16 protein-coding genes are annotated in these 18,642 nt (G+C 71.9%); 2 read left to right on the plus strand and 14 right to left on the minus strand.

Features of this window, described 5'->3' with window-relative positions; translation table 11 throughout:
* Window positions 1-120: 120 nt before the first annotated feature.
* From istB to ACP7CD_RS05735, 7 genes are all read right to left on the minus strand, one after another.
* A complete protein-coding gene (gene istB, locus ACP7CD_RS05705) occupies window positions 121-906 on the minus strand; it encodes an IS21-like element helper ATPase IstB (protein WP_426119371.1) in 786 nt (261 codons plus the stop codon).
* Window positions 906-2,114: an IS21 family transposase gene (gene istA, locus ACP7CD_RS05710; RefSeq protein ID WP_426119373.1), complete on the minus strand. Its 1,209-nt coding sequence runs from the start codon at window positions 2,112-2,114 to the stop codon at window positions 906-908. Before istA ends, istB begins: the two co-directional genes overlap by 1 nt.
* 749 nt (window positions 2,115-2,863) lie before the next feature.
* On the minus strand, window positions 2,864-3,268 hold the full coding sequence (locus ACP7CD_RS05715; RefSeq protein WP_017834559.1) for a cytochrome c oxidase subunit 4: 405 nt from the start codon (window positions 3,266-3,268) through the stop codon (window positions 2,864-2,866).
* A gap of 2 nt (window positions 3,269-3,270) precedes the next feature.
* A complete protein-coding gene (gene ctaD / locus ACP7CD_RS05720; RefSeq protein WP_095651087.1) occupies window positions 3,271-4,983 on the minus strand; it encodes an aa3-type cytochrome oxidase subunit I in 1,713 nt (570 codons plus the stop codon).
* 9 nt (window positions 4,984-4,992) lie between these two features.
* The gene (gene coxB, locus ACP7CD_RS05725; RefSeq protein ID WP_031283271.1) at window positions 4,993-5,874 is read right to left on the minus strand and encodes an aa3-type cytochrome oxidase subunit II; all 882 of its coding nucleotides are present in this window, start codon (window positions 5,872-5,874) and stop codon (window positions 4,993-4,995) included.
* 250 nt (window positions 5,875-6,124) lie between these two features.
* A complete protein-coding gene (locus ACP7CD_RS05730; RefSeq protein WP_017833990.1) occupies window positions 6,125-6,496 on the minus strand; it encodes a HesB/IscA family protein in 372 nt (123 codons plus the stop codon).
* Between the two features lie 84 nt (window positions 6,497-6,580).
* Window positions 6,581-8,002, minus strand: coding sequence for a dipeptidase (locus ACP7CD_RS05735; RefSeq protein ID WP_017833989.1), 1,422 nt, complete (start codon window positions 8,000-8,002; stop codon window positions 6,581-6,583).
* 107 nt (window positions 8,003-8,109) lie between these two features.
* Here ACP7CD_RS05735 and ACP7CD_RS05740 point away from each other — a divergent pair, with 107 nt between their 5' ends.
* Window positions 8,110-8,670 carry a DUF3043 domain-containing protein gene (locus tag ACP7CD_RS05740; RefSeq protein WP_017833988.1) on the plus strand — a complete coding sequence of 187 codons (561 nt, stop codon included), beginning with the start codon at window positions 8,110-8,112 and terminating at the stop codon, window positions 8,668-8,670.
* 147 nt (window positions 8,671-8,817) lie between these two features.
* On the opposite strand, the gene ACP7CD_RS05745 is transcribed toward ACP7CD_RS05740, so the two are convergent.
* Window positions 8,818-9,906: a quinone-dependent dihydroorotate dehydrogenase gene (locus ACP7CD_RS05745; protein ID WP_426119378.1), complete on the minus strand. Its 1,089-nt coding sequence runs from the start codon at window positions 9,904-9,906 to the stop codon at window positions 8,818-8,820.
* Window positions 9,907-10,002: 96 nt separating this feature from the next.
* Here ACP7CD_RS05745 and ACP7CD_RS05750 point away from each other — a divergent pair, with 96 nt between their 5' ends.
* Entirely contained in the window at window positions 10,003-11,061 is a 1,059-nt protein-coding gene (locus tag ACP7CD_RS05750) for an alpha/beta hydrolase (protein ID WP_426119380.1), read from the plus strand.
* Here ACP7CD_RS05750 and ACP7CD_RS05755 read toward each other — a convergent pair.
* The 6 genes from ACP7CD_RS05755 to ACP7CD_RS05780 form a co-directional block, all read right to left on the minus strand.
* A complete protein-coding gene (locus ACP7CD_RS05755) occupies window positions 11,013-11,807 on the minus strand; it encodes an isoprenyl transferase (protein ID WP_017833985.1) in 795 nt (264 codons plus the stop codon). The two genes, ACP7CD_RS05750 and ACP7CD_RS05755, sit on opposite strands and share 49 nt — an antisense overlap.
* Before the next feature lie 2 nt (window positions 11,808-11,809).
* Window positions 11,810-12,562 (minus strand): DNA repair protein RecO, encoded by a 753-nt coding sequence (gene recO / locus ACP7CD_RS05760; RefSeq protein WP_017833984.1) that lies wholly within the window; start codon window positions 12,560-12,562, stop codon window positions 11,810-11,812.
* A 126-nt stretch (window positions 12,563-12,688) separates the two neighbouring features.
* A complete protein-coding gene (gene leuA, locus ACP7CD_RS05765; protein ID WP_017833983.1) occupies window positions 12,689-14,434 on the minus strand; it encodes a 2-isopropylmalate synthase in 1,746 nt (581 codons plus the stop codon).
* A gap of 178 nt (window positions 14,435-14,612) precedes the next feature.
* Complete coding sequence (locus ACP7CD_RS05770) at window positions 14,613-16,082, minus strand: LCP family protein (protein WP_426119384.1); 1,470 nt, start codon at window positions 16,080-16,082, stop codon at window positions 14,613-14,615.
* Window positions 16,083-16,235: 153 nt separating this feature from the next.
* Window positions 16,236-17,312 (minus strand): GTPase Era, encoded by a 1,077-nt coding sequence (locus tag ACP7CD_RS05775; protein WP_035928448.1) that lies wholly within the window; start codon window positions 17,310-17,312, stop codon window positions 16,236-16,238.
* Window positions 17,305-18,633 (minus strand): hemolysin family protein, encoded by a 1,329-nt coding sequence (locus ACP7CD_RS05780; RefSeq protein WP_109222694.1) that lies wholly within the window; start codon window positions 18,631-18,633, stop codon window positions 17,305-17,307. The genes ACP7CD_RS05775 and ACP7CD_RS05780 overlap by 8 nt, the downstream gene beginning before the upstream one ends.
* Window positions 18,634-18,642 lie beyond the last annotated feature (9 nt).

The following is an 18,642-nucleotide window of genomic DNA, read 5'->3' on the forward strand; positions in this document are numbered from 1 at the left end:
CCGGGGGCGGTTGTCGCCGCCGTGCTCGCCGGCGTCTGTCAACGACGGTCGAAAAGTGAGCAGTAGCGACGGTCGAAAAGTGAGCAGTAGCGACGGCCCAAAAGTGAGCAGTGGATGTCGCTAGTTGGCTTGGTGGGTGGTGCTGGGCAGGGAGTCGGTGCCCAGGGTCTTGAGCCGGTAGCTGGCGCCTTTGAGGGTGTGGACCTCGGCGTGGTGGACGATGCGGTCGATCATGGCCGCGGCGATGGTGACGTCGCCGAAGACCTCACCCCACCGGGCGAAAGGCAAGTTGCTGGTGAGGATCAGCGAGGCCTTCTCGTAGCGGGTCGAGACGAGCTGGAAGAACAGGTTCGCGGCCTCCTGCTCGAAGGGCAGGTAGCCGACCTCGTCGATGATGATCAGCCGGTACCGGCCCAGCTTGCGCAGCTCTGCCTCCAGGCGCCCGGTGTCGTGGGCGCCCTTGAGCCGGTGGATCCAGTCCACGGCGGTGGCGTAGAGCACCCGGTGGCCCTGCTGGCAGGCGGTGATGCCCAGGGCCGTGGCCAGGTGGGTCTTGCCCGTACCCGGGGGCCCGAGCAGCACGATGTTGCCGGCCTCGGCCAGGTACCGCCCCGAGGCCATCGCGGCGTAGTCGGTGTGGGTGATCGCCGTCTGGGCAGTGAAGTCGAAGTCCTCGGCGGTCTTGATCGCGGGGAACCCTGCGGCAGTGATCCGCAACCGGGCCCCGGAGGCATTGCGGGCGCCGACCTCGCGCTCGAGCACCGCGGCCAGGTACTCCTCGTAGGACCAGTGCCCCGCACGGGCAGTGTCGGCGATCCGGGCGGCGGCCTCACGGATCCGCGGAGCCTTCAGCGACGCGGTGAGGTACTCCAGGGTCTTGGCCGTCTCGGCCGGTGTGGTGGCCATCAGGCGACCTCGATCCCGAACGCGCGGTCGTAGTCGGCCAGATCCCGTACCAGCGGATCCGGCTCGGCAACCGGGTGGGGGTGTTGTTGGTAGGCCCGGTGCAGCACCGCGGCGGTGGCCACGTGCGCCGGGTCGGTGACCGTGGTCGCTGACGCCCAGCAGCGCGCGTGCTCGGCCACGACCCGGCCCTGGTGACGCACGAGCACCCGATCCAGATCAGCGGTGACCTCGACCATGGCCCCGATCACCGACGGGTCCACGGAGTAGTCATTGCCGGCGACCCGCACGTAGTAGTCCCGGCCCAGCCGCACCCACCAGCGGTGCCCGATCGCCGGGGCGACCGGCGGCACAGGGAGCATCGCGGCCCGATCAGCGGCGATCAGCTCCGCCGGCCGGGCGGCGATGGCCCGCACCCGCCGGGTGTTGGCACCCACCAGCCACTGGCGCAGTTGGGCGTTGAAGTCGGCCGGGGAAGCGAAACTGCGTCCGGGCAGGAACGAGGTCTCGAGATAGCCGTTGGCCCTCTCCACGATGCCCTTGGACTCCGGGTCGTAGGGCTTGAGCTGCACCAGGGTCGCCGCCATCGTGCCCATGAACGCGGCCACCCCCTCGGCCGGGCGGCCCCCGCGACCGATGCCGGACTCGTTGTCCCAGACCCACCGCCGCGGCACGCCCTGGATCTGCTCGACCACCAGGTGCCACATCCCGGCCAGCAGATCACCGGTGGTGCGCGAGGGAATCATCACCGCGGTGACGAACCGCGAGGAGGAACAGACCATCACCAGCACCGGCGGTGATCCCTGCTGAGCGTCACCCAGCGGGATCCGTGCCGGCGGGAACCACAGATCGCACTGGACCTGGTCCCCCGGCCGGTAGGACAACCGGTCCGCCGGATCGGGCGGGGCGTACTCGCTGCGGATGGCTCGGAGATTGTCCCGGAACCAGGTGATGGACCCCGACCACCCCACCCGCTCGGCCAGCACCGTGGCCGGCATGGACGGGTGCTCGGCCAGCAGCGCCCGCACGACCGGCTCGACATCGGTGAACGCGTTGGGCCCCGCAGACCTCTCGTAGCGCGGTGGCCGGGAGGCGGCCACGGCCTTGGCGACCGTGTTCCGCGAGATCCCCAGCCGCGAGGCGATCTGGGACTTCGGCACCCCCTCGGCATGCAGCCGACGGATCAACGCCCAATCTTCCACAGTGATCACACTCCAATCGTCGAGTGCTCACTTTTCGACCGTCGCATCTGCTCAGTATTCGTCCGGCGTCGACAGGCGTCTCCGAGGCGTCTCCGGCGGCCCCGGGCCGGGCGGGCTGGTCCGGCACCGGACGGACGCGGGAGGACGCTCCGTGTCCTCTGGCATCGCGGAGCCTACGGCGCGGCGGTGACGACCCGGTCAGCGTCGAGAACGGTCCCGCGCGGAACACCGAGCCGCTCGAGGCGCACCATGACCAGGCAGAGGACGCAGTACGGACGGTCGCCAGGGTGCACCGCCCGGGGATGGTCCTGCGCCTCGACCTTCGACCGGTGCACCACGTGCCATCCGGCATCGTCCGTCCGATCGCGCCGGAACCCCTGAACGGCGCACCGGAGCCTCTGGATGACGCACCGGGCCGCTCAGGGCGGAGTGACCGGGCCGCTGCTCCGGACCGTGTCGTCGAGGTCGCGGGCGGCAGCTGGCCCCGGTTCCCGGGAACCCGGCCCCGGCTCCACCCGAGGTTCTGCCTCGGGCCCTGGGGCACCAGGCACCCGTCGCACGGAGCGTCGTCGCCGGCCTGCTCAAGGGCCTGCCGCGGCAGAGGCTCCCCGGCCGTCGGCCTCGTCCCCGAGGACGCTGTGGCCCGCCCAGGTCTCCCCCGGGACGGGCCACGGCCGCCCGCAGCGCGGGGACGCGAAAGGCCCCGGACACCTGGGGTGTCCGGGGCCTTGTCGACGGTCGGCGTTCAGCCGCCCGTGTCAGTGGGCGTGGTCGCCGCGGGAGTACTCGAAGATCAGACCGACCAGGCCGAGCACCGCCAGAGGGGCGGCGAGGCCGAGGATCCACCAGCCCATGGCCAGCGCCGTGAACGCGAGGGCGCAGCCGGTGCCGAGCAGCAGGGGCCACCAGCTCCACGGGGAGAAGTGTCCGTACTCGCCGGCGGACTCGACGATCTCGCCGTCGAGCTTGTCCTCGGGGAGGACGCCACCGGTGTTGCGGTTCACGAGCCACAGGTAGACGGCCAGCATGAAGGACATGGCGCCGACGGCCAGCAGCGCCGGGAACCCGACGAGCTCGTCGAACCGCGTGAGGAAGCCGTAGACCACGGCCACCAGGAGGCTGAAGCCCCCGATGAGGATGAACAGTTTGATGGAGAGTTTCATGCTCAGCCCTTCCGCGTGGCGATGGCGCCGTCGTCGACCGGGGACTGCTGCGGGGACTCCGCGGCCAGCTCCGGGTGGTGCAGGTCCAGCGCCGGCCGCTCGGAGCGGATGCGCGGCAGCGAGGTGAAGTTGTGCCGCGGCGGCGGACAGGACGTGGCCCACTCCAGCGATCCGCCGAAGCCCCAGGGGTCGTCGACCTCGACCTTGGTGCCGTTGCGCCAGGTCGTGTAGACGTTCCAGAACCACGGGATCATCGAGACGCCGAGGAGCATCGCCCCGACGGTGGAGATCTGGTTCATCCAGGTGAAGTTGTCCTCCGGCAGGTAGTCCGCGTAGCGGCGCGGCATGCCGTCCACGCCCAGCCAGTGCTGGATCAGGAAGGTCATGTGGAAGCCGAGGAACAGCAGCCAGAAGTGGATCTTGCCGATCCGCTCGTTGAGCATCTTGCCGGTGAACTTGGGCCACCAGAAGTAGAACCCGGCGAACATGCCGAACACCACGGTGCCGAAGATGACGTAGTGGAAGTGGGCGACCACGAAGTACGAGTCGGAGACGTGGAAGTCCAGCGGCGGGGTGGCCAGGATGACGCCGGTCAGGCCGCCGAAGAGGAACGTGAACATGAAGCCCAGGACCCACAGCATGGGGGTCTCGAAGGTGATCGAGCCCTGCCACATCGTGCCGATCCAGTTGAAGAACTTCACGCCGGTGGGCACCGCGATCATCATGGTCATGAACGCGAAGAAGCTCAGCATCACGGCCCCGGTGACGTACATGTGGTGGGCCCACACGGTCACCGACAGGGCGGCGATCGCGATGGTCGCGAACACGAGGCCCTTGTAGCCGAACAGCGGCTTGCGGGAGAACACCGGGATGATCTCGGAGACGATGCCGAAGAACGGCAGCGCGAGCACGTACACCTCGGGGTGGCCGAAGAACCAGAAGAGGTGCTGCCACAGCACCGCTCCCCCGTTGGCCGGGTCGAAGATGTGCCCGCCCAGGGTCCGGTCCATGCCCAGTGCGAACAGCGCGGCGGCCAGCGGCGGGAACACCATGATCACGAGCAGCGAGGTGATGAGCGTGTTCCAGGTGAACAGGCCCATCCGCCACACGGTCATGCCGGGGGCGCGCATCGCGATGATCGTGGTGATGAAGTTGACGCCGCCCATGATCGTGCCGAAGCCGGACAGGGCGAGGCCGAAGACCCAGAGGTCACCACCGGCGCCGGGCGAGAACGAGGAGTTGCTCAACGGCGTGTACGCGAACCAGCCGAAGGAGGCCGCGCCCTGGGGGGTGAGGAACCCGGCGGTGGCGATCAGCGAGCCGAACAGGAAGAACCAGAACGCCAGGGCGTTGAGCCGCGGGAACGCGACGTCGGGGGCGCCGATCTGCAGCGGGACGATGACGTTGGCGAAGCCGACGAACAGCGGGGTGCCGAACATCAGCAGCATCAGCGTGCCGTGCATGGTGAACAGCTGGTTGTACTGCTCCTTGGTCTCCAGGATCTGCATGCCCGGCTCGAAGAGCTCGGCGCGGATCAGCAGCGCCATGACGCCGGCGATGCAGAAGAAGGCGAACGAGGAGATCAGGTACATGTACCCGATCGTCTTGTGGTCGGTGGACGTGATCCAGTTGACGACCATCCGTCCCTTGGACCGGGGCACCACGCGCGGAGCGACAGTGGCTGCCTCGTCCCGTGAATACTCGAGTGTGGACACCGGTACTCCTTAGTTGTTAAAAGATTCTTGCTGCTGGTCGTCCGCGCCCGGGTAGGAGTCGCGGCTGTACTCCTCGCCCAGGGCCCCGGTCTGGCCGGCGTCGCGCAAGGACTGGATGTGGGCGTCGTACTCGGCCTGGCTGACCACGTTGACGTTGAACAGCATCTCCGAGTGGTACTCGCCGCAGAACTCGGCGCACTTGCCGAAGTACTCGCCCTCACGGCCCGTGGTGATGCTGATGTTGTTGGTGCGTCCCGGGAACATGTCCGCCTTCTCGAGGAACGCGGGGACCCAGAAGGAGTGGATGACGTCGCGGGAGGTGACCTGCAGCTCGACGTCGCTGTCGACGGGCAGGTACAGGGTAGGCACCCGCTCGGGGACGCCCTCCTCGCCGTCGAGGTGGCCCTGGATGCCGGTGTCCCAGACGTCGTCGGTCAGGTAGTTGAAGTCCCAGGCCCACTGCTTGCCGTAGACCTGGACGGTCACGTCCGGGTTGTCGTGCTGGGCCGTGATCTCGGCCTGGGTCCGCTCGGTGAAGAAGAACAGGGACATGATCAGGGCGATCGGGACGATCGTGTAGAAGACCTCGAGCGGGGCGTGGTACGCCACCTGGCGCGGGTAGCCGGTCTCGTTCTTGCGCCGGCGGTAGGCGATCATGCACCAGAGCATGAGGCCCCAGGTCACCAGTCCCACGACGAGGGCCGCGATCCAGGACCCGACCCACAGGTCGAGGATCATGTCGGCGTTGTCGGTGGTGCCACGCTCGGTGGGCATCCAGCCGAGCTTCGCCTCTTCCGAGCAACCCGTCAGCGCGGTTGCTGCCAGGACTGCTACCGCAGACACCTTCGCCGTGCGGCGCCGGAGGCTGTCGGTTCGTGTGTGCGAACTCACAGACGGCCCTTCCTCTTCTTCTCGTGCTCGTCGTCTGCGCGCCGAAGGCCCCGATTCGAAGAGCCCGGACACAGTCAGGTGGAATGTTTCCCTCCGAGCTTACCCCGTGTCGCTGACATCTGGTGACACAGTGTCAGCTTCCGCGCGGCGCTCGGAGGCCCCTCTTGGAGCGGTTCGCGGGACCCCCTAAGAACGCCGGGAGGCCCGCCGTCCGGACGGACGACGGGCCTCTCGGGAGGAGCGGACGGACTCAGTGGAAGGAGTCGCCGCAGGCGCAGGAACCCCCGGCGTTGGGGTTGTCGATCGAGAACCCCTGCTTGGAGATCGTGTCCTCGAAGTCGACCGTGGAGCCCTCGAGGTAGGGCACGCTCATCTTGTCCACGATGACCTCGACGCCGCCGAAGTCCCGCACGGAGTCCCCGTCCAGGATGCGCTCGTCGAAGTACAGCTGGTAGATGAGGCCCGAGCAGCCGCCGGGCTGGACCGCCACGCGCAGCCGGAGGTCGGTGCGGCCCTCCTGCTCGAGCAGGGCGCGGACCTTCTGGGACGCGACGTCGGTCAGCTGGACGCCGTGGGTGGGCAGGCCGTCCACTGCGGCGCCGTTCTCGGTCGTGACGCTCATGATGCTCACTTTCTGTGGAGGGGTGCCGCACGGGGTCGGACCGGCGGCGGGTCTGTCACGGGCACAACGGATGGGCGATCGGGTTCATTCCCGGATCCGCCGCCCGGGGCGGGCGGCGTCGTCGAGGGCGAGCAGCATCAGCGTCTCCGCGACCACCGCGCGCTCGAACTCCGCCAGGTGCAGCGACTCGTTGGCGCTGTGCGCCCGGGAGTCCGGGTCCTCGACGCCCGTGATGAGGATGCCGGCCTCAGGATAGACCTCCAGGAGGTCCGCGGTGAAGGGGATGGAGCCGCCGATGCCCGTCTCCACGGCGGGCCGGCCCCACGCCTCCCCCAGCGCCCACCGGGCGATCCGCGCGGACTCGGAGCTCATGTCGGTGCGGAAGGACTGTCCCGTCTCCTCGAGCTCGAAGCGCACGTGCGCCCCGAACGGCGCGTGCTCCTCCACGTGGCGCCGGAGGGCCTCCGCGGCCTCGGCGGGGTCCTGGCCCGGCGCCGTGCGCAGGCTCAGCTTCGCGCGGGCGGATGCGGCGATGGTGTTGGCGGCGGTGTCCACGGGCGTGACGTCCATGCCCGTGACCGACAGCGCGGGCTGCGTCCAGAGCCGGGAGGCGATCGAACCGCGCCCGGCCAGCCGGACGCCCTCCAGGACCGCCGCGTCGGCCCGGAACCGCTCCTCGTCGTAGACCAGGTCGGTGCGGTCCTCGGCGAGCAGCCCCTCGACGGCGACCGCGCCGTCGTCGTCGTGCAGGGTCGCGATGAGCCGGGCCAGCAGCGTGGGAGCGTCCAGGACCGGGCCGCCGTACATGCCCGAGTGCACGGCGTGCTCGAGCACGGACAGCTCCACGACGGCGCCGACCATCCCGCGCAGGCTCGTGGTCAGGGCGGGCACGCCGACCTCCCAGTTGGCGGAGTCCGCGATGACGATGACGTCCGCGGCCAGCCGTTCCCGGTGGGCCTCCAGGAAGTCCCGGAAGGACGGGGAGCCGGCCTCCTCCTCCCCCTCCACGAAGACGGTCACGCCGAGGCCGAAGTCGTCGCCGCGGTGGGCGGTCGCGGCGCGCAGGGCGGCGGCGTGGGCCATCACCCCGGCCTTGTCGTCGGCCGCGCCCCGCCCGTACAGGCGGCCGTCGCGCTCCTCGGCGACGAACGGTTCGGAGTCCCACAGCTCGCGCCGGCCCGGGGGCTGGACGTCGTGGTGGGCGTAGAGCAGCACGGTCGGCCGGCCGGGCGCGGGCCGGCGGTGGGCGACGACGGCGGGGTGTCCCGGCCCGTCGCCCAGGGGCACGCGCAGGATCTCCACCTCCTCCAGGCCGGCGTCCGCGAGCACGCCGGCCACGGCCACCGCACTGCGCTCGAGCTGCGCGGCGTCGAAGGACTCCCAGGCGATGCCGGGGATCGCGACCAGCTCGACGAGCTGCTCGAGGGTCCGCGGCATGTCCGCGCGCACGGCCGCGCGCACGGTGTCGACGGGGACGGGGACGGTCGGGGCACAGGGCTCGCTCATGGCACCCACCCTATGTCCGGGGCCCGGCAGGGGCCGGCAGGTCCGTCGGCTATCCTTGACGGGTGTTTGGACGCAAGAAGGAAGCAGACCGCGCAGGGTCCACGTCGGTGACCGCTGCGGCCGCCCCGACGGAACCGGTGGCCGCCCCGCGGCAGACCCCGGGCAAGGGCCGGCCCACGCCCAGCCGCCGGCAGCAGGAGGCGGCCCGGCGCCGGCCCCTGGTCCCGGAGGACCGCAAGGCTGCGAAGGCGCAGTCCCGCGACGCCGCGCGCGAGCAGCGGATGCGGGCGCAGGCCGGCATGGCGGCCGGGGACGAGCGGTTCCTCGGGCCGCGGGACCGCGGCCCGCAGCGCCGGTTCGCGCGGGACTGGGTGGACTCCCGGATCAACGTGGGCGAGTACCTCATGGTTGTGGCGCTGCTCGCGCTCGTCATCCTGTTCTTCCCCGTCCAGGACGTGGCCACCTACGGCGTCTACCTCATCTGGGCGCTGATGATCCTGGGCATCGTGGACGCCGTGCTGTCGACGGCCCGGATGAAGAAGGCCATGCAGGCGAAGTTCGGGACCGTGGAGCGCGGCGTGCGCTGGTACGCCGCGATGCGCTCCTTCACGATGCGCCGCCTCCGCCTGCCCAAGCCCCAGGTCGCCCGCGGGGAGCGCCCCTCCTGAGCCCCGGTCGGCCCGCGCCCGGCGCAGGGCCCGGCCGCGACAGGACTGCCCCCGGACCGCACGGTCCGGGGGCAGTCCCGTTTCCGACGACGGGACGGCCGTCGGCGGCGCCCCGTCTGGACGGGAGCCGTCAGCCCCGGTGAGCCGTCAGCTCCAGGCGCGGCCCGCCCGGCGCGCCAGGCCCTGGTTGATGCGGCGCGCCCAGAAGGGTCCCTCGTAGAGGAAGGCGGTGTAGCCCTGCACGAGGGTCGCGCCGGCGTCGAGGCGCTCCTGGACGTCCTCCGCCGTGGTCACCCCGCCCACGGAGACCAGGACCAGCCGGTCCCCCACGCGCTCGCGCAGCAGCCGCAGCACCTCGAGGGAGCGCCGCCGCAGCGGGGCCCCGGAGAGCCCGCCGGCCCCGTGCGCCTCGATCTCGGCGGGATCGGAGGCCAGCCCCAGCCCGGTCCGGGCGATGGTCGTGTTGGTGGCCACGATGCCGTCCAGGCCCAGGTCGAGGGCCAGGTCCGCGACGGCCAGCACGTCCTCGTCCGACAGGTCCGGGGCGATCTTCACGAGCAGCGGGACGTGCCGGTCCGCGGCCTCGTCGGCCGCGCGGCCCACCGCGCCGAGCAGCGGCCGCAGGCTCTCGATCTCCTGCAGCTGGCGCAGGCCCGGGGTGTTGGGCGAGGACACGTTGACCACGAGGTAGTCCGCGAGGGGGGCGAGGACCCGGGCGCTCTGCAGGTAGTCGTCCACCGCGTCCTCCAGCGGCACCGCCTTGGTCTTGCCGATGTTGACGCCGAGCACCGGACGGGCGCGGCCGCGGTGGTCCGCCTCGAGCTCGCGGCGCGCCTGCGCGAGGCGCGGGGCCACGGCCGCCGCACCCTCGTTGTTGAAGCCCATCCGGTTGATCACGGCCCGGTCCCGGACGAGCCGGAACAGACGGGGCCGGGGGTTGCCCGGCTGCGCCTGGGCGGTCACGGTGCCGATCTCGACGTGCCCGAAGCCGAGGTCGGTGAGGGCGCCGATCCCCTCACCGCCCTTGTCGAAACCGGCCGCCAGCCCGAACGGGGACGGGAAGCGCAGGCCCAGCGCCTCCACCTCGAGCGCGGGGTCGGGCCGGGTGTAGACCCGGAGCGCGGTGCTGATCCGGGCGGCGCGCGCCGCCCGGATCCCGAGGAAGCCGACCCGGTGGGCCCGTTCGGGGTCCATCCGGGAGAAGACAGCCGTGAAGAACGTAGGGTAGAAGCGCATGGTCCCAGTCTTCCACAGGGCACTCCTCCGGCCGGGCGGCCGCGGAGGGGCTTGACGGACCGGCGCCCCGACGGGCCGCCCGCACGAGGTGAGGGCATGGGTGCTCCCCCGGACCCGTGGGTGCCCGACGTGCTGGGACCCGGCTTCTGCGCGCGGACCGTGGACCTGGACCCCGGCTCCGCCCCCCACTCCACCGCCACGGTGGTCCGCTACCGGCCGGGGGACGTCCCGCTCGTGCCGGGCCGGCTGCGCGGGGCCGTGCTGTACCTGCACGGCTGGTCCGACTACTTCTTCAACGCCGAGCTGGCCCGGACGTGCGCGGCCGCGGGCTACGCGTTCTACGCCCTGGACCTGCACGGCTACGGCCGGAACCTCACCGACGAGGTGCTCGCCGTGGAGGAGGGCCGCCCGGGCCACACCACGGACCTTGCGGACTACGACGACGACATCGCCGCGGCGCTCGGCGTGATGGCCGAGGACGGTCTGCCCGGTCCGCAGGGGCGGCTCGTGCTGATGGGCCACTCGACCGGGGGGCTCACCGCGGCGATGTGGGCCTCACGGCACCCCGACCGGCTCGACGGACTGGCCCTCAACGCCCCCTGGATCGGCAGCCACGGCTCCGACGCCGTGGGCGCCGTCCTGCGCCCCCTGGTGGCCCGGCTCGCCGAGCAGCGCCCGGACGTCCCGGTGCGGGCCCGGCTGCGCAGCCACTACTACCGGGTGATCAGCGAGCACGCGGAGGGCGAGTGGCCGATCGACGCCCGGTGGCGGCCCGAGACCAGCTTCGACATCACCCCGGGGTGGCTCAACGCTGTCCTTCAGGCTCAGGGTGAAGTGGCGAAGGGTTTGAACCTTCACCTTCCAGTGCTGGTGCAGACCTCGGCCCGCTCATGCATCCGCCCCTGGTGGAGCGAGCGGATGCGCTCGGCCGACACCGTGCTGGACGTCCGGCAGATCCGCCGGCACGCGCCCGATCTGGGCACCGACGTGACGCTGCGCTCCTACGAGGGCGCCGTCCACGACGTGCGCCTCTCCCGGCAGGCCGTGCGCCGGGCCGCGCAGAGGGATCTCGCCGCCTGGCTGCGCGGTCTGCGACGGCGCCGGCCTCAGGCGGAGGCGCCGGGGCCGGCGACGCGGTCGACGGCTCCGCCGTAGCGCCGGTCCCGCCGGGCGTAGACCTCCACGGCCTCCCACAGGGTGCGGCGGTCGACGTCCGGCCAGAGCACGTCCTGGAAGACGAGCTCGGCGTAGGCGGACTGCCACAGGAGGAAGTTGGAGATCCGCTGCTCCCCGGAGGAGCGCAGGAAGAGGTCGACGTCCGGAAGGTCGGGCTCGTCGAGGTAGCGCTGGACGGTCTTCTCGTCGATGCTCCGCGGGTTCAGGACGCCCGCCCGGGCGTCGGCGGCGATGGCGGCCGCGGCGTCGGCGATCTCGGCCCGCCCCCCGTAGTTCACGCACATGGTGAGGGTGACGACGTCGTTGTCGCGGGTGGCCCGCTCGGCCTCCTCCAGGCGGTTGATGACCGAGCGCCACAGGCGGGGCTTGCGCCCGGCCCACCGGATCCGGATGCCCCACTCCTGGAAGGTGGGCAGCTGGCGCTCCATGACGTCGGCGGTGTAGTTCATCAGGAACGTCACCTCGTCCAGGGATCGCTTCCAGTTCTCGGTGGAGAACGCGTAGGCGCTGACGTACGGGATGCCCATCTCGATGGCCCCGGCCATCACCTCGATCAGGGCCGCCTCCCCCGCCTTGTGGCCCTCGTTGCGCGGCAGCCCGCGCTGGTTCGCCCAGCGCCCGTTCCCGTCCATGACCACGGCCACGTGCTGCGGCACGAACTGCCGCGGGATCGGCGGGGCGCTGGCGCCGCTGGGATGGGCGGGCGGGGCGGCAAAGCCGGGCATGGTCAGCTCCGTTCCACGAGGTTCAGGGACCGGACGGCCCTCTCCAGGTGCCACTGTACGTAGGTGGCCACGATCCCGGCGGCGGCCCGGGCCGTGCGGGGCTCCACGGCGTCGATCCGCTCCCACGCCCCGGTGAGCAGGGCGGAGAGGTGCTCGACGGTCGCGGGGTCGGGGGCGGCGGCCCCCGGCGGGCGGCAGGCCGGGCAGACGGCGCCGCCGAGCGGGGCCGAGAACGCCTCGTGCGGTCCGGGGGCGCCGCACCGGGCGCAGTCGGTGAAGCTCGGGGCCCACCCGGCCGTGGACACGGCGCGCAGCAGGTAGGAGTCCAGGACGGCCCCGGGTTCGTGCAGCCCGCGGGCCAGGGCGGACAGGGCGCCGACGAGCAGCCGGTACTGCTGGGCCGCGGACTCGTCGTCGTTCTCCGTGAACTTCTCCGCGGCCTCGGTCATGGCCGCGGCGGCGGTGTACTTGGCGTAGTCGGCGGCGATGACCGACCCGTAGCCGCGCTTGCCCAGCGCCTGGGAGACGATGTCGAGGTTGCGACCGGTGACCAGCTGCAGCTCGGCGACGTTGAACGGCTCGAGCCGGGAGCCGAAGCGGGAGGTCGTGCGCCGCACGCCCTTGGCCACGGCCCGGACCTGCCCGTGGTCCCGGGTCAGGAGCACGACGATCCGGTCGGCCTCGCCGAGCTTGTAGGTGCGCAGCACGACGGCGTCGTCCCGGTAGCTGCGTGATGCGAACGTCGTCCTGGCCACCGCATCATTGTCCCACGCGGGGCGGACGGCGCAGGCCGACGGCGCAGCGGGACGGGCCGGGCGGGACGACGACGGCGGGCCGCCCCACGTCCGGGGCGGCCCGCCGTCGCACGGTGCGCCGGGCGCTCAGCCCTGGGCGTCCCGCACGGCCCGGTTGACCGCCGAGACGAGGGCCTTCAGGGACGCGCGGGTGGTGTTCGCGTCGATGCCGACGCCCCACAGGACGCGGTCCCCCACGGCGGCCTCGACGTAGCTGGCCGCCTGGGCGTCGCCGCCGGCCGAGAGGGCGTGCTCGCTGTAGTCGAGCACGCGCACGTCCACGCCCTCGGACGCGAGGATCGTCTGCAGCGCCTCGATGGGGCCGTTGCCCTGCGCCGTGCGGTGGTGCTGGACGCCGTCGACGTCCAGGCCGATCTCGAGGGTGCTCTCCCCGTCCTCCTCGGAGGTCGTGGTGATGTTGGTGATCCGGTACCGGCCCCAGCGCCCGGCGTCCCCGTCCTGGACGGTGGGCAGGTACTCGTCCGCGAACACCTTCCACAGCTCCGCGCCGGAGACCTCCCCGCCGGAGGTGTCGGTGTGCTCCTGCACCACGCGGGAGAACTCGATCTGCGCCCGCCGCGGCAGGTCCAGCCCGTGCTCGTTGGCGAGCAGGTAGGCGACCCCGCCCTTGCCGGACTGCGAGTTCACCCGGATGACGGCCTCGTAGGTGCGGCCCAGGTCCTTGGGGTCGATGGGCAGGTAGGGCACGGCCCACACCAGCTCGTCGACGCCCCGGCCCTGCTCCTGAGCGTCCCGGGCCATCCGGTCGAAGCCCTTCTTGATGGCGTCCTGGTGGGAGCCGGAGAACGCCGTGAACACGAGGTCCCCGCCGTAGGGGGCCCGCTCGGGGACGGGCAGCTGGTTGCAGTACTCGACGGTCCGGCGGATGTCGTCGATGTCGGAGAAGTCGATCTGCGGGTCCACGCCCTGGGTCAGCAGGTTCAGGCCCAGGGTCACCAGGTCCACGTTGCCGGTCCGCTCACCGTTGCCGAACAGGCAGCCCTCGATGCGGTCGGCGCCGGCCAGGTAGCCCAGCTCGGCCGCCGCCACGCCGGTGCCGCGGTCGTTGTGGGGGTGCAGGGAGACCACGGTGGCGTCCCGGTTGTAGAGGTTGCGGCACATCCACTCGATGGAGTCGGCGTAGACGTTGGGGGTGGCCATCTCCACGGTGGCGGGCAGGTTGAGGATCATCTCCCGGTCCCCGCCGATCTCGAAGGTCTCGGCCACGGCGTTGGCGATGCGCGCCGCGAACTCGAGCTCGGTGCCGGTGTAGGACTCCGGGGAGTACTCGTAGGTCACGGACGTGTTCTTCAGCTGCTCCTCGTACTTCAGGCACAGCCGCGCCCCCGTGAGGGCGATGTCCACGATCCCGTCCATGTCCTGGTCGAAGACCACGCGCCGCTGCAGGGTGGAGGTCGCGTTGTAGAGATGCACGATCGCCTTGTCGGCGCCGTCGATGGCCTCGTAGGTGCGCTCGATGAGGTGCTCGCGGGACTGGGTCAGGACCTGGATCGTGACGTCGTCGGGGATCCGGTCCTCCTCGATGAGCCGGCGCACGAAGTCGAAGTCGGTCTGGGAGGCGGAGGGGAACCCGACCTCGATCTCCTTGTAGCCCATCCGCACGAGCAGCTCGAACATCTTGAGCTTGCGGTCGGAGTTCATGGGGTCGATCAGCGCCTGGTTGCCGTCCCGCAGGTCCACGGCGCACCACCGGGGCGCCTCGGTGATCACCCGGTCCGGCCAGGTGCGGTCGGAGAGGTCGAACGGGAACTGCTGCTGGTACGGCACGTACTTGTGGATCGGCATGCCGGAGGGCTGCTGGTAGTTGCGCATGGAAGGGGCCTGTTCTGCTCGAGACGTCTGCGGGTGGCCGGGCATCAGGAACTCCGCAACGGGAGGCCGGCCATCCAGTCCTCGGGTCAGGCCCCGTTGCGGCACGTAAGGAGGAGGAGCGTCCCGGTCCGCATGTGTTCAACCTATCACGGGGTGTCCGGCGCGCCGGGTCGCGTTCTCACCAGTCGCCGGCCGCCTGCTGGCAGGTGTACTGCTCCGCGGTCTGGCCGTTGAGGTCCCCGGGCAGCCCCGCCCCGAGCTCGAGCCGGTCCCCCTCGCGGAAGTCCTGGCCCACCGACACGAACACCCCCACCACGTCGGTGGTCGGCACGATCTGCGAGGAGGGGACGCCGAGCAGCTCGGCGACCTCGACGGCCGCCTCGTACCACCCCGCGCCGAAGAAGATCTGCGTGCCCGGCAGCTCGGTGGCCTGCGGGCCGGACTCGACGGCCGTGTAGCCCTCGTCCTCGAGCACGTCGGCGATGTCCGCGTCCCGGCCGTCGACGCCGGAGACGTTGGCGACCGTGAGCGGGACCGTGGCCGGGTCGACCGTGGGGGCCGGGACGGCGGCGTCGGGCGACGGGGTCGCGGAGGAGGTCGGCTCGTCGGCCGGCTCCGCGGAGGGCGACGTGAGCGGCCGGTCCTCGCGCAGCGCCTCGAAGAGGTGCTCGGCCGGGTCCGCGTCGAGCTGGAGCCGGTTGGGGTCCAGCGCGTAGGGCTCGGTGGGCGCCGTCACGAAGACCATGCTGCCCAGGTCGATCCCCCGGACCGCCGTGCCGAGGCCGACCACCGTCGGGACGGAGCCGAGCCCCTCGTCGACGTGCAGGTTGCGGGTGGCGACGTCGGCGATCTCGTAGAGCTTCGGCAGGTCCGACAGCGTCCCCTCGTCCTTGATCTTGCGGGCCATGGACGCGAGGAACGACTGCTGGGAGCGGATCCGGCTCGTGTCCCCGCCGTCGCCGAAGGCGGCGCGGCTGCGCAGGAACGCCAGGGCCTGCTCGCCCTCCACGGAGGAGACGCCGGCGGGCAGCTCCAGCCCCGACTTCGGGTCGTCGACGGCGTCGTTGACGCACACCTCGACGCCGCCCACGGTCGAGGACAGCTCCTTGACGGCGTTGAAGTCGGCGAGCATGAAGTGGTCGATCCTGAGGCCGGTCATCTGGTTGACGGTGGCGACCGTGCACCCGGGGCCGCCGTTGGCGATCGCCGAGTTCAGCATCGCGTCCTCCTCCGCCGGGTGGACCTCGCCGGACTCGGGGTCCGTGCAGCGCGGGATGTCCGCGACCAGGTCGCGCGGCAGGGACACCACGGTCACGCCGCTGCGGTCCTCGCTCACGTGCACCAGCATCATGACGTCGGTCAGGCCGGCGCCGGCGCTGTCCTCGTCGTCGCCGTACCGGTCGTTGCCCTCGCCGTCACGGGTGTCGGTGCCCATCACGAGGATGTCCAGCGGGCCGGCCTCGGGGCCGGTCCCGTCGCCGAGGTCGAGCGGGGAGGTGTCCAGGTTGGACTGCAGCCGCCAGGTCGCGGCCACGCCGGCCCCGAGGACCGCGAGCAGGACGACGACCAGCCCGACGGCGGCCCAGCGCTTCCGGGACCATCGGCGGGCGCGGTGGCGTCCGTGGGCGGCGGGGGGCGTAGAGGACACGGTGACTCTCTCCTGGCAGGCCCCGGGCGCGGGGCCCGGGGTCGGGGGGACGGCGCCCGGCCGGGGCGCCGGGTGTCATGCTAGTCGCCCGCCCCGGGACTCGGGGCGGGCGACGCGGCGGGGTGGGGGCGCGATCCGGGGGCCCCGGGTGGCTCAGAAGCCCAGGCGGGACAGCTGCTTGGGGTCGCGCTGCCACTCCTTGGCGATCTTCACGTGCAGGTCGAGGTAGACCTTCGTGCCCAGCAGCGCCTCGATGGCGGTCCGGGACCGGGTGCCGATCTCGCGCAGCCGCGCGCCGCCCTTGCCGATGATGATGGCCTTCTGCGACGACCGCTCGACGTAGACGTTGACCCGCACGTCGAGCAGCGGCCGGTCCGCGGGGCGGCCCTCGCGGGGCACCATCTCCTCGACCACGACCGCGAGGGAGTGCGGCAGCTCGTCCCGCACCCCCTCGAGGGCGGCCTCCCGGACGAGCTCGGCGACCATCGTCATCTCGGGCTCGTCGGTCAGCTCGCCGTCGGGGTACAGGGCCGGGGACTCCGGCATCCTGCCGATGAGCAGCCCGGCGAGGGCGTCGACCTGGAAGCCGTCCACGGCGGAGACGGGGATGACGTCGGCCCAGCCCGGGTCGTCGGCGTCGGGCCGGGGCGCGTGCGCGGCCGCGGAGCGGTGGCGGGGCTTGCGGGCGGCCCGTTCGGCGCGCTCGGCGCGAACCCGGTGCTCGGCCTCCATGACGGAGCGGCCCAGCTCGGTGACCGCCAGCAGCTGCTCGGCGAGCTCGGCGCGGGAGACGGTGTCCGTCTTCGTGACGATCGCCACGACCGGCTTGTTGCCGGAGGCCGCGAGCTGCTGGGCGATGAACCGGTCCCCGGGGCCGATCTTCTCGTCGGCGGGCACGCAGAAGCCGATGACGTCGACCTCCGCGAGGGTGTCCGCCACGAGGTCGTTGAGCCGCTCGCCGAGCAGCGTCCGCGGCCGGTGCAGGCCCGGCGTGTCCACGAGCACGAGCTGGCCCTCGGGCCGGTGCACGATGCCGCGGATGGTGTGCCGCGTGGTCTGCGGCCGGCTCGAGGTGATCGCGACCTTCTGCCCGACCAGGGCGTTGGTGAGCGTGGACTTCCCGGCGTTGGGGCGGCCGACCAGCACGGCGAAGCCGGCGCGGAACGGGACCGGCTCCCCGGTGGTGGAATCGCCGACCCCGGGGGGCACGGCGGGTGTGGGCTCAGACATGGTGGTGGGTCTCCTCCTCGGACTCCTGGGCGGCGGGCTCCACGGCCGTGGAGCCCGGGGGGACCCAGTCGGGGTCCCGGCGGACCTCGAGCTGGCCCACCCGGTTGCGCCGGCCCTCCAGGGTGATGGCCTCGAGGACGATGCCCTCGACGGTGGCGCGGGAGCCCACGATGGGCACCCGGCCGGTGGACTTGGCGAGCAGGCCGCCGGCCGTGTCCACCTCGTCGTCCTCGAGGTCGAGGCCGAACAGGTCGCCCAGGTCTTCGACGCTGAGCCGGGCGGAGATCCGGTAGCGGCCGTCGCCGAGCTCGGCCACCTCGGGCTTCTCCCGGTCGTACTCGTCGACGATCTCGCCGAGCAGCTCCTCGATGAGGTCCTCGAGGGTCACCAGCCCGGCGGTGCCGCCGTACTCGTCGACGACGATCGCCACGTGGATCGACTCGAGCTGCATCTCGCGCAGCAGCTCGTTGACCTTCTTCGACTCGGGCACGTAGCGGACCTCGCGGGCGAGCTCGGAGAGCCCGGTGAGCCGCAGCCCGGTGCCCAGCCGGTGCACCCGCTCGGCGAGGTCCTTCTGGTACAGGATGCCGAGGACGTCGTCGGCGCTCTCGCCGATCACCGGGATGCGGGAGTAGCCGGAGCGGAAGAAGAGGTTCAGGGCGTTGTCCACGGTGTCGTCGTCGTCGACGGAGACCATGTCGGTGCGGGGCACCATGACGGCCCGGACGTTGGTGTCGTCGAGGTCGAAGACCGAGTGCAGCAGCTCCGCCTCGTTGTCCTCGATGAGGGCCTGGCCCGTGGACCGGTCCACGAACTCGAGCAGCTCCTCCTCGGTGAGGTAGCCGGGGGCGATGTTCCCGGCGTCCCGGGTGCCCGAGGAGCCCAGCCGCACGAGCATCCCGGGGACCGGCCCGAGCACGATGCGCAGCAGGCGCACCAGGCCGGCGGTGGCCCGGACGGTGCCGGCGGCGTGGCTTCGCCCGACCTGGCGCGGGGAGACCCCGGTGAGGACGAAGCCCACGGCGGCCATCACCACGGTGGCCAGGAGGCCGGCGAGCCAGACGTCGTCGAGGCCGTCGAACATCGCGAGGGCCACCGCTACGGCGGAGGCCGTCTCGAACCACACGCTCCAGAAGCGCAGGGCCTGCAGGTGCGCGGTGGGGGTGGCCAGGATCCTGGCGGCGGAGGAGTCGGGGGCGTCCCGGGCGATGGCCTCGGCGTCCGCGCGGGGCAGGTAGGTGAGGCCCGTCTCGGCGGCCGTGAGGACGAACGCCGTGCCCAGGAACACGATCGCCGCGACGACCAGGACGGCAGTGGTCATCATGGGGCG

This window comes from Kocuria sp. LHG3120, from assembly GCF_049897445.1.
In the GTDB taxonomy this organism is placed as follows: Bacteria; Actinomycetota; Actinomycetes; order Actinomycetales; family Micrococcaceae; genus Kocuria; species Kocuria rosea.

What these genes read in the sequence shown, in the direction of transcription:
- ACP7CD_RS05750 (WP_426119380.1), top strand. Translation starts at nt 10,003, where the DNA reads ATGGGTGCTCCCCCGGACCCGTGGGTGCCCGACGTGCTGGGACCCGGC.
- ACP7CD_RS05730 (WP_017833990.1), bottom strand. Translation starts at nt 6,496, where the DNA reads ATGAGCGTCACGACCGAGAACGGCGCCGCAGTGGACGGCCTGCCCACC.
- leuA (WP_017833983.1), bottom strand. Translation starts at nt 14,434, where the DNA reads ATGCGCAACTACCAGCAGCCCTCCGGCATGCCGATCCACAAGTACGTG.
- ACP7CD_RS05780 (WP_109222694.1), bottom strand. Translation starts at nt 18,633, where the DNA reads ATGACCACTGCCGTCCTGGTCGTCGCGGCGATCGTGTTCCTGGGCACG.
- ACP7CD_RS05745 (WP_426119378.1), bottom strand. Translation starts at nt 9,906, where the DNA reads ATGCGCTTCTACCCTACGTTCTTCACGGCTGTCTTCTCCCGGATGGAC.
- istB (WP_426119371.1), bottom strand. Translation starts at nt 906, where the DNA reads ATGGCCACCACACCGGCCGAGACGGCCAAGACCCTGGAGTACCTCACC.
- ACP7CD_RS05735 (WP_017833989.1), bottom strand. Translation starts at nt 8,002, where the DNA reads ATGAGCGAGCCCTGTGCCCCGACCGTCCCCGTCCCCGTCGACACCGTG.
- ACP7CD_RS05715 (WP_017834559.1), bottom strand. Translation starts at nt 3,268, where the DNA reads ATGAAACTCTCCATCAAACTGTTCATCCTCATCGGGGGCTTCAGCCTC.
- ACP7CD_RS05755 (WP_017833985.1), bottom strand. Translation starts at nt 11,807, where the DNA reads ATGCCCGGCTTTGCCGCCCCGCCCGCCCATCCCAGCGGCGCCAGCGCC.
- ACP7CD_RS05775 (WP_035928448.1), bottom strand. Translation starts at nt 17,312, where the DNA reads ATGTCTGAGCCCACACCCGCCGTGCCCCCCGGGGTCGGCGATTCCACC.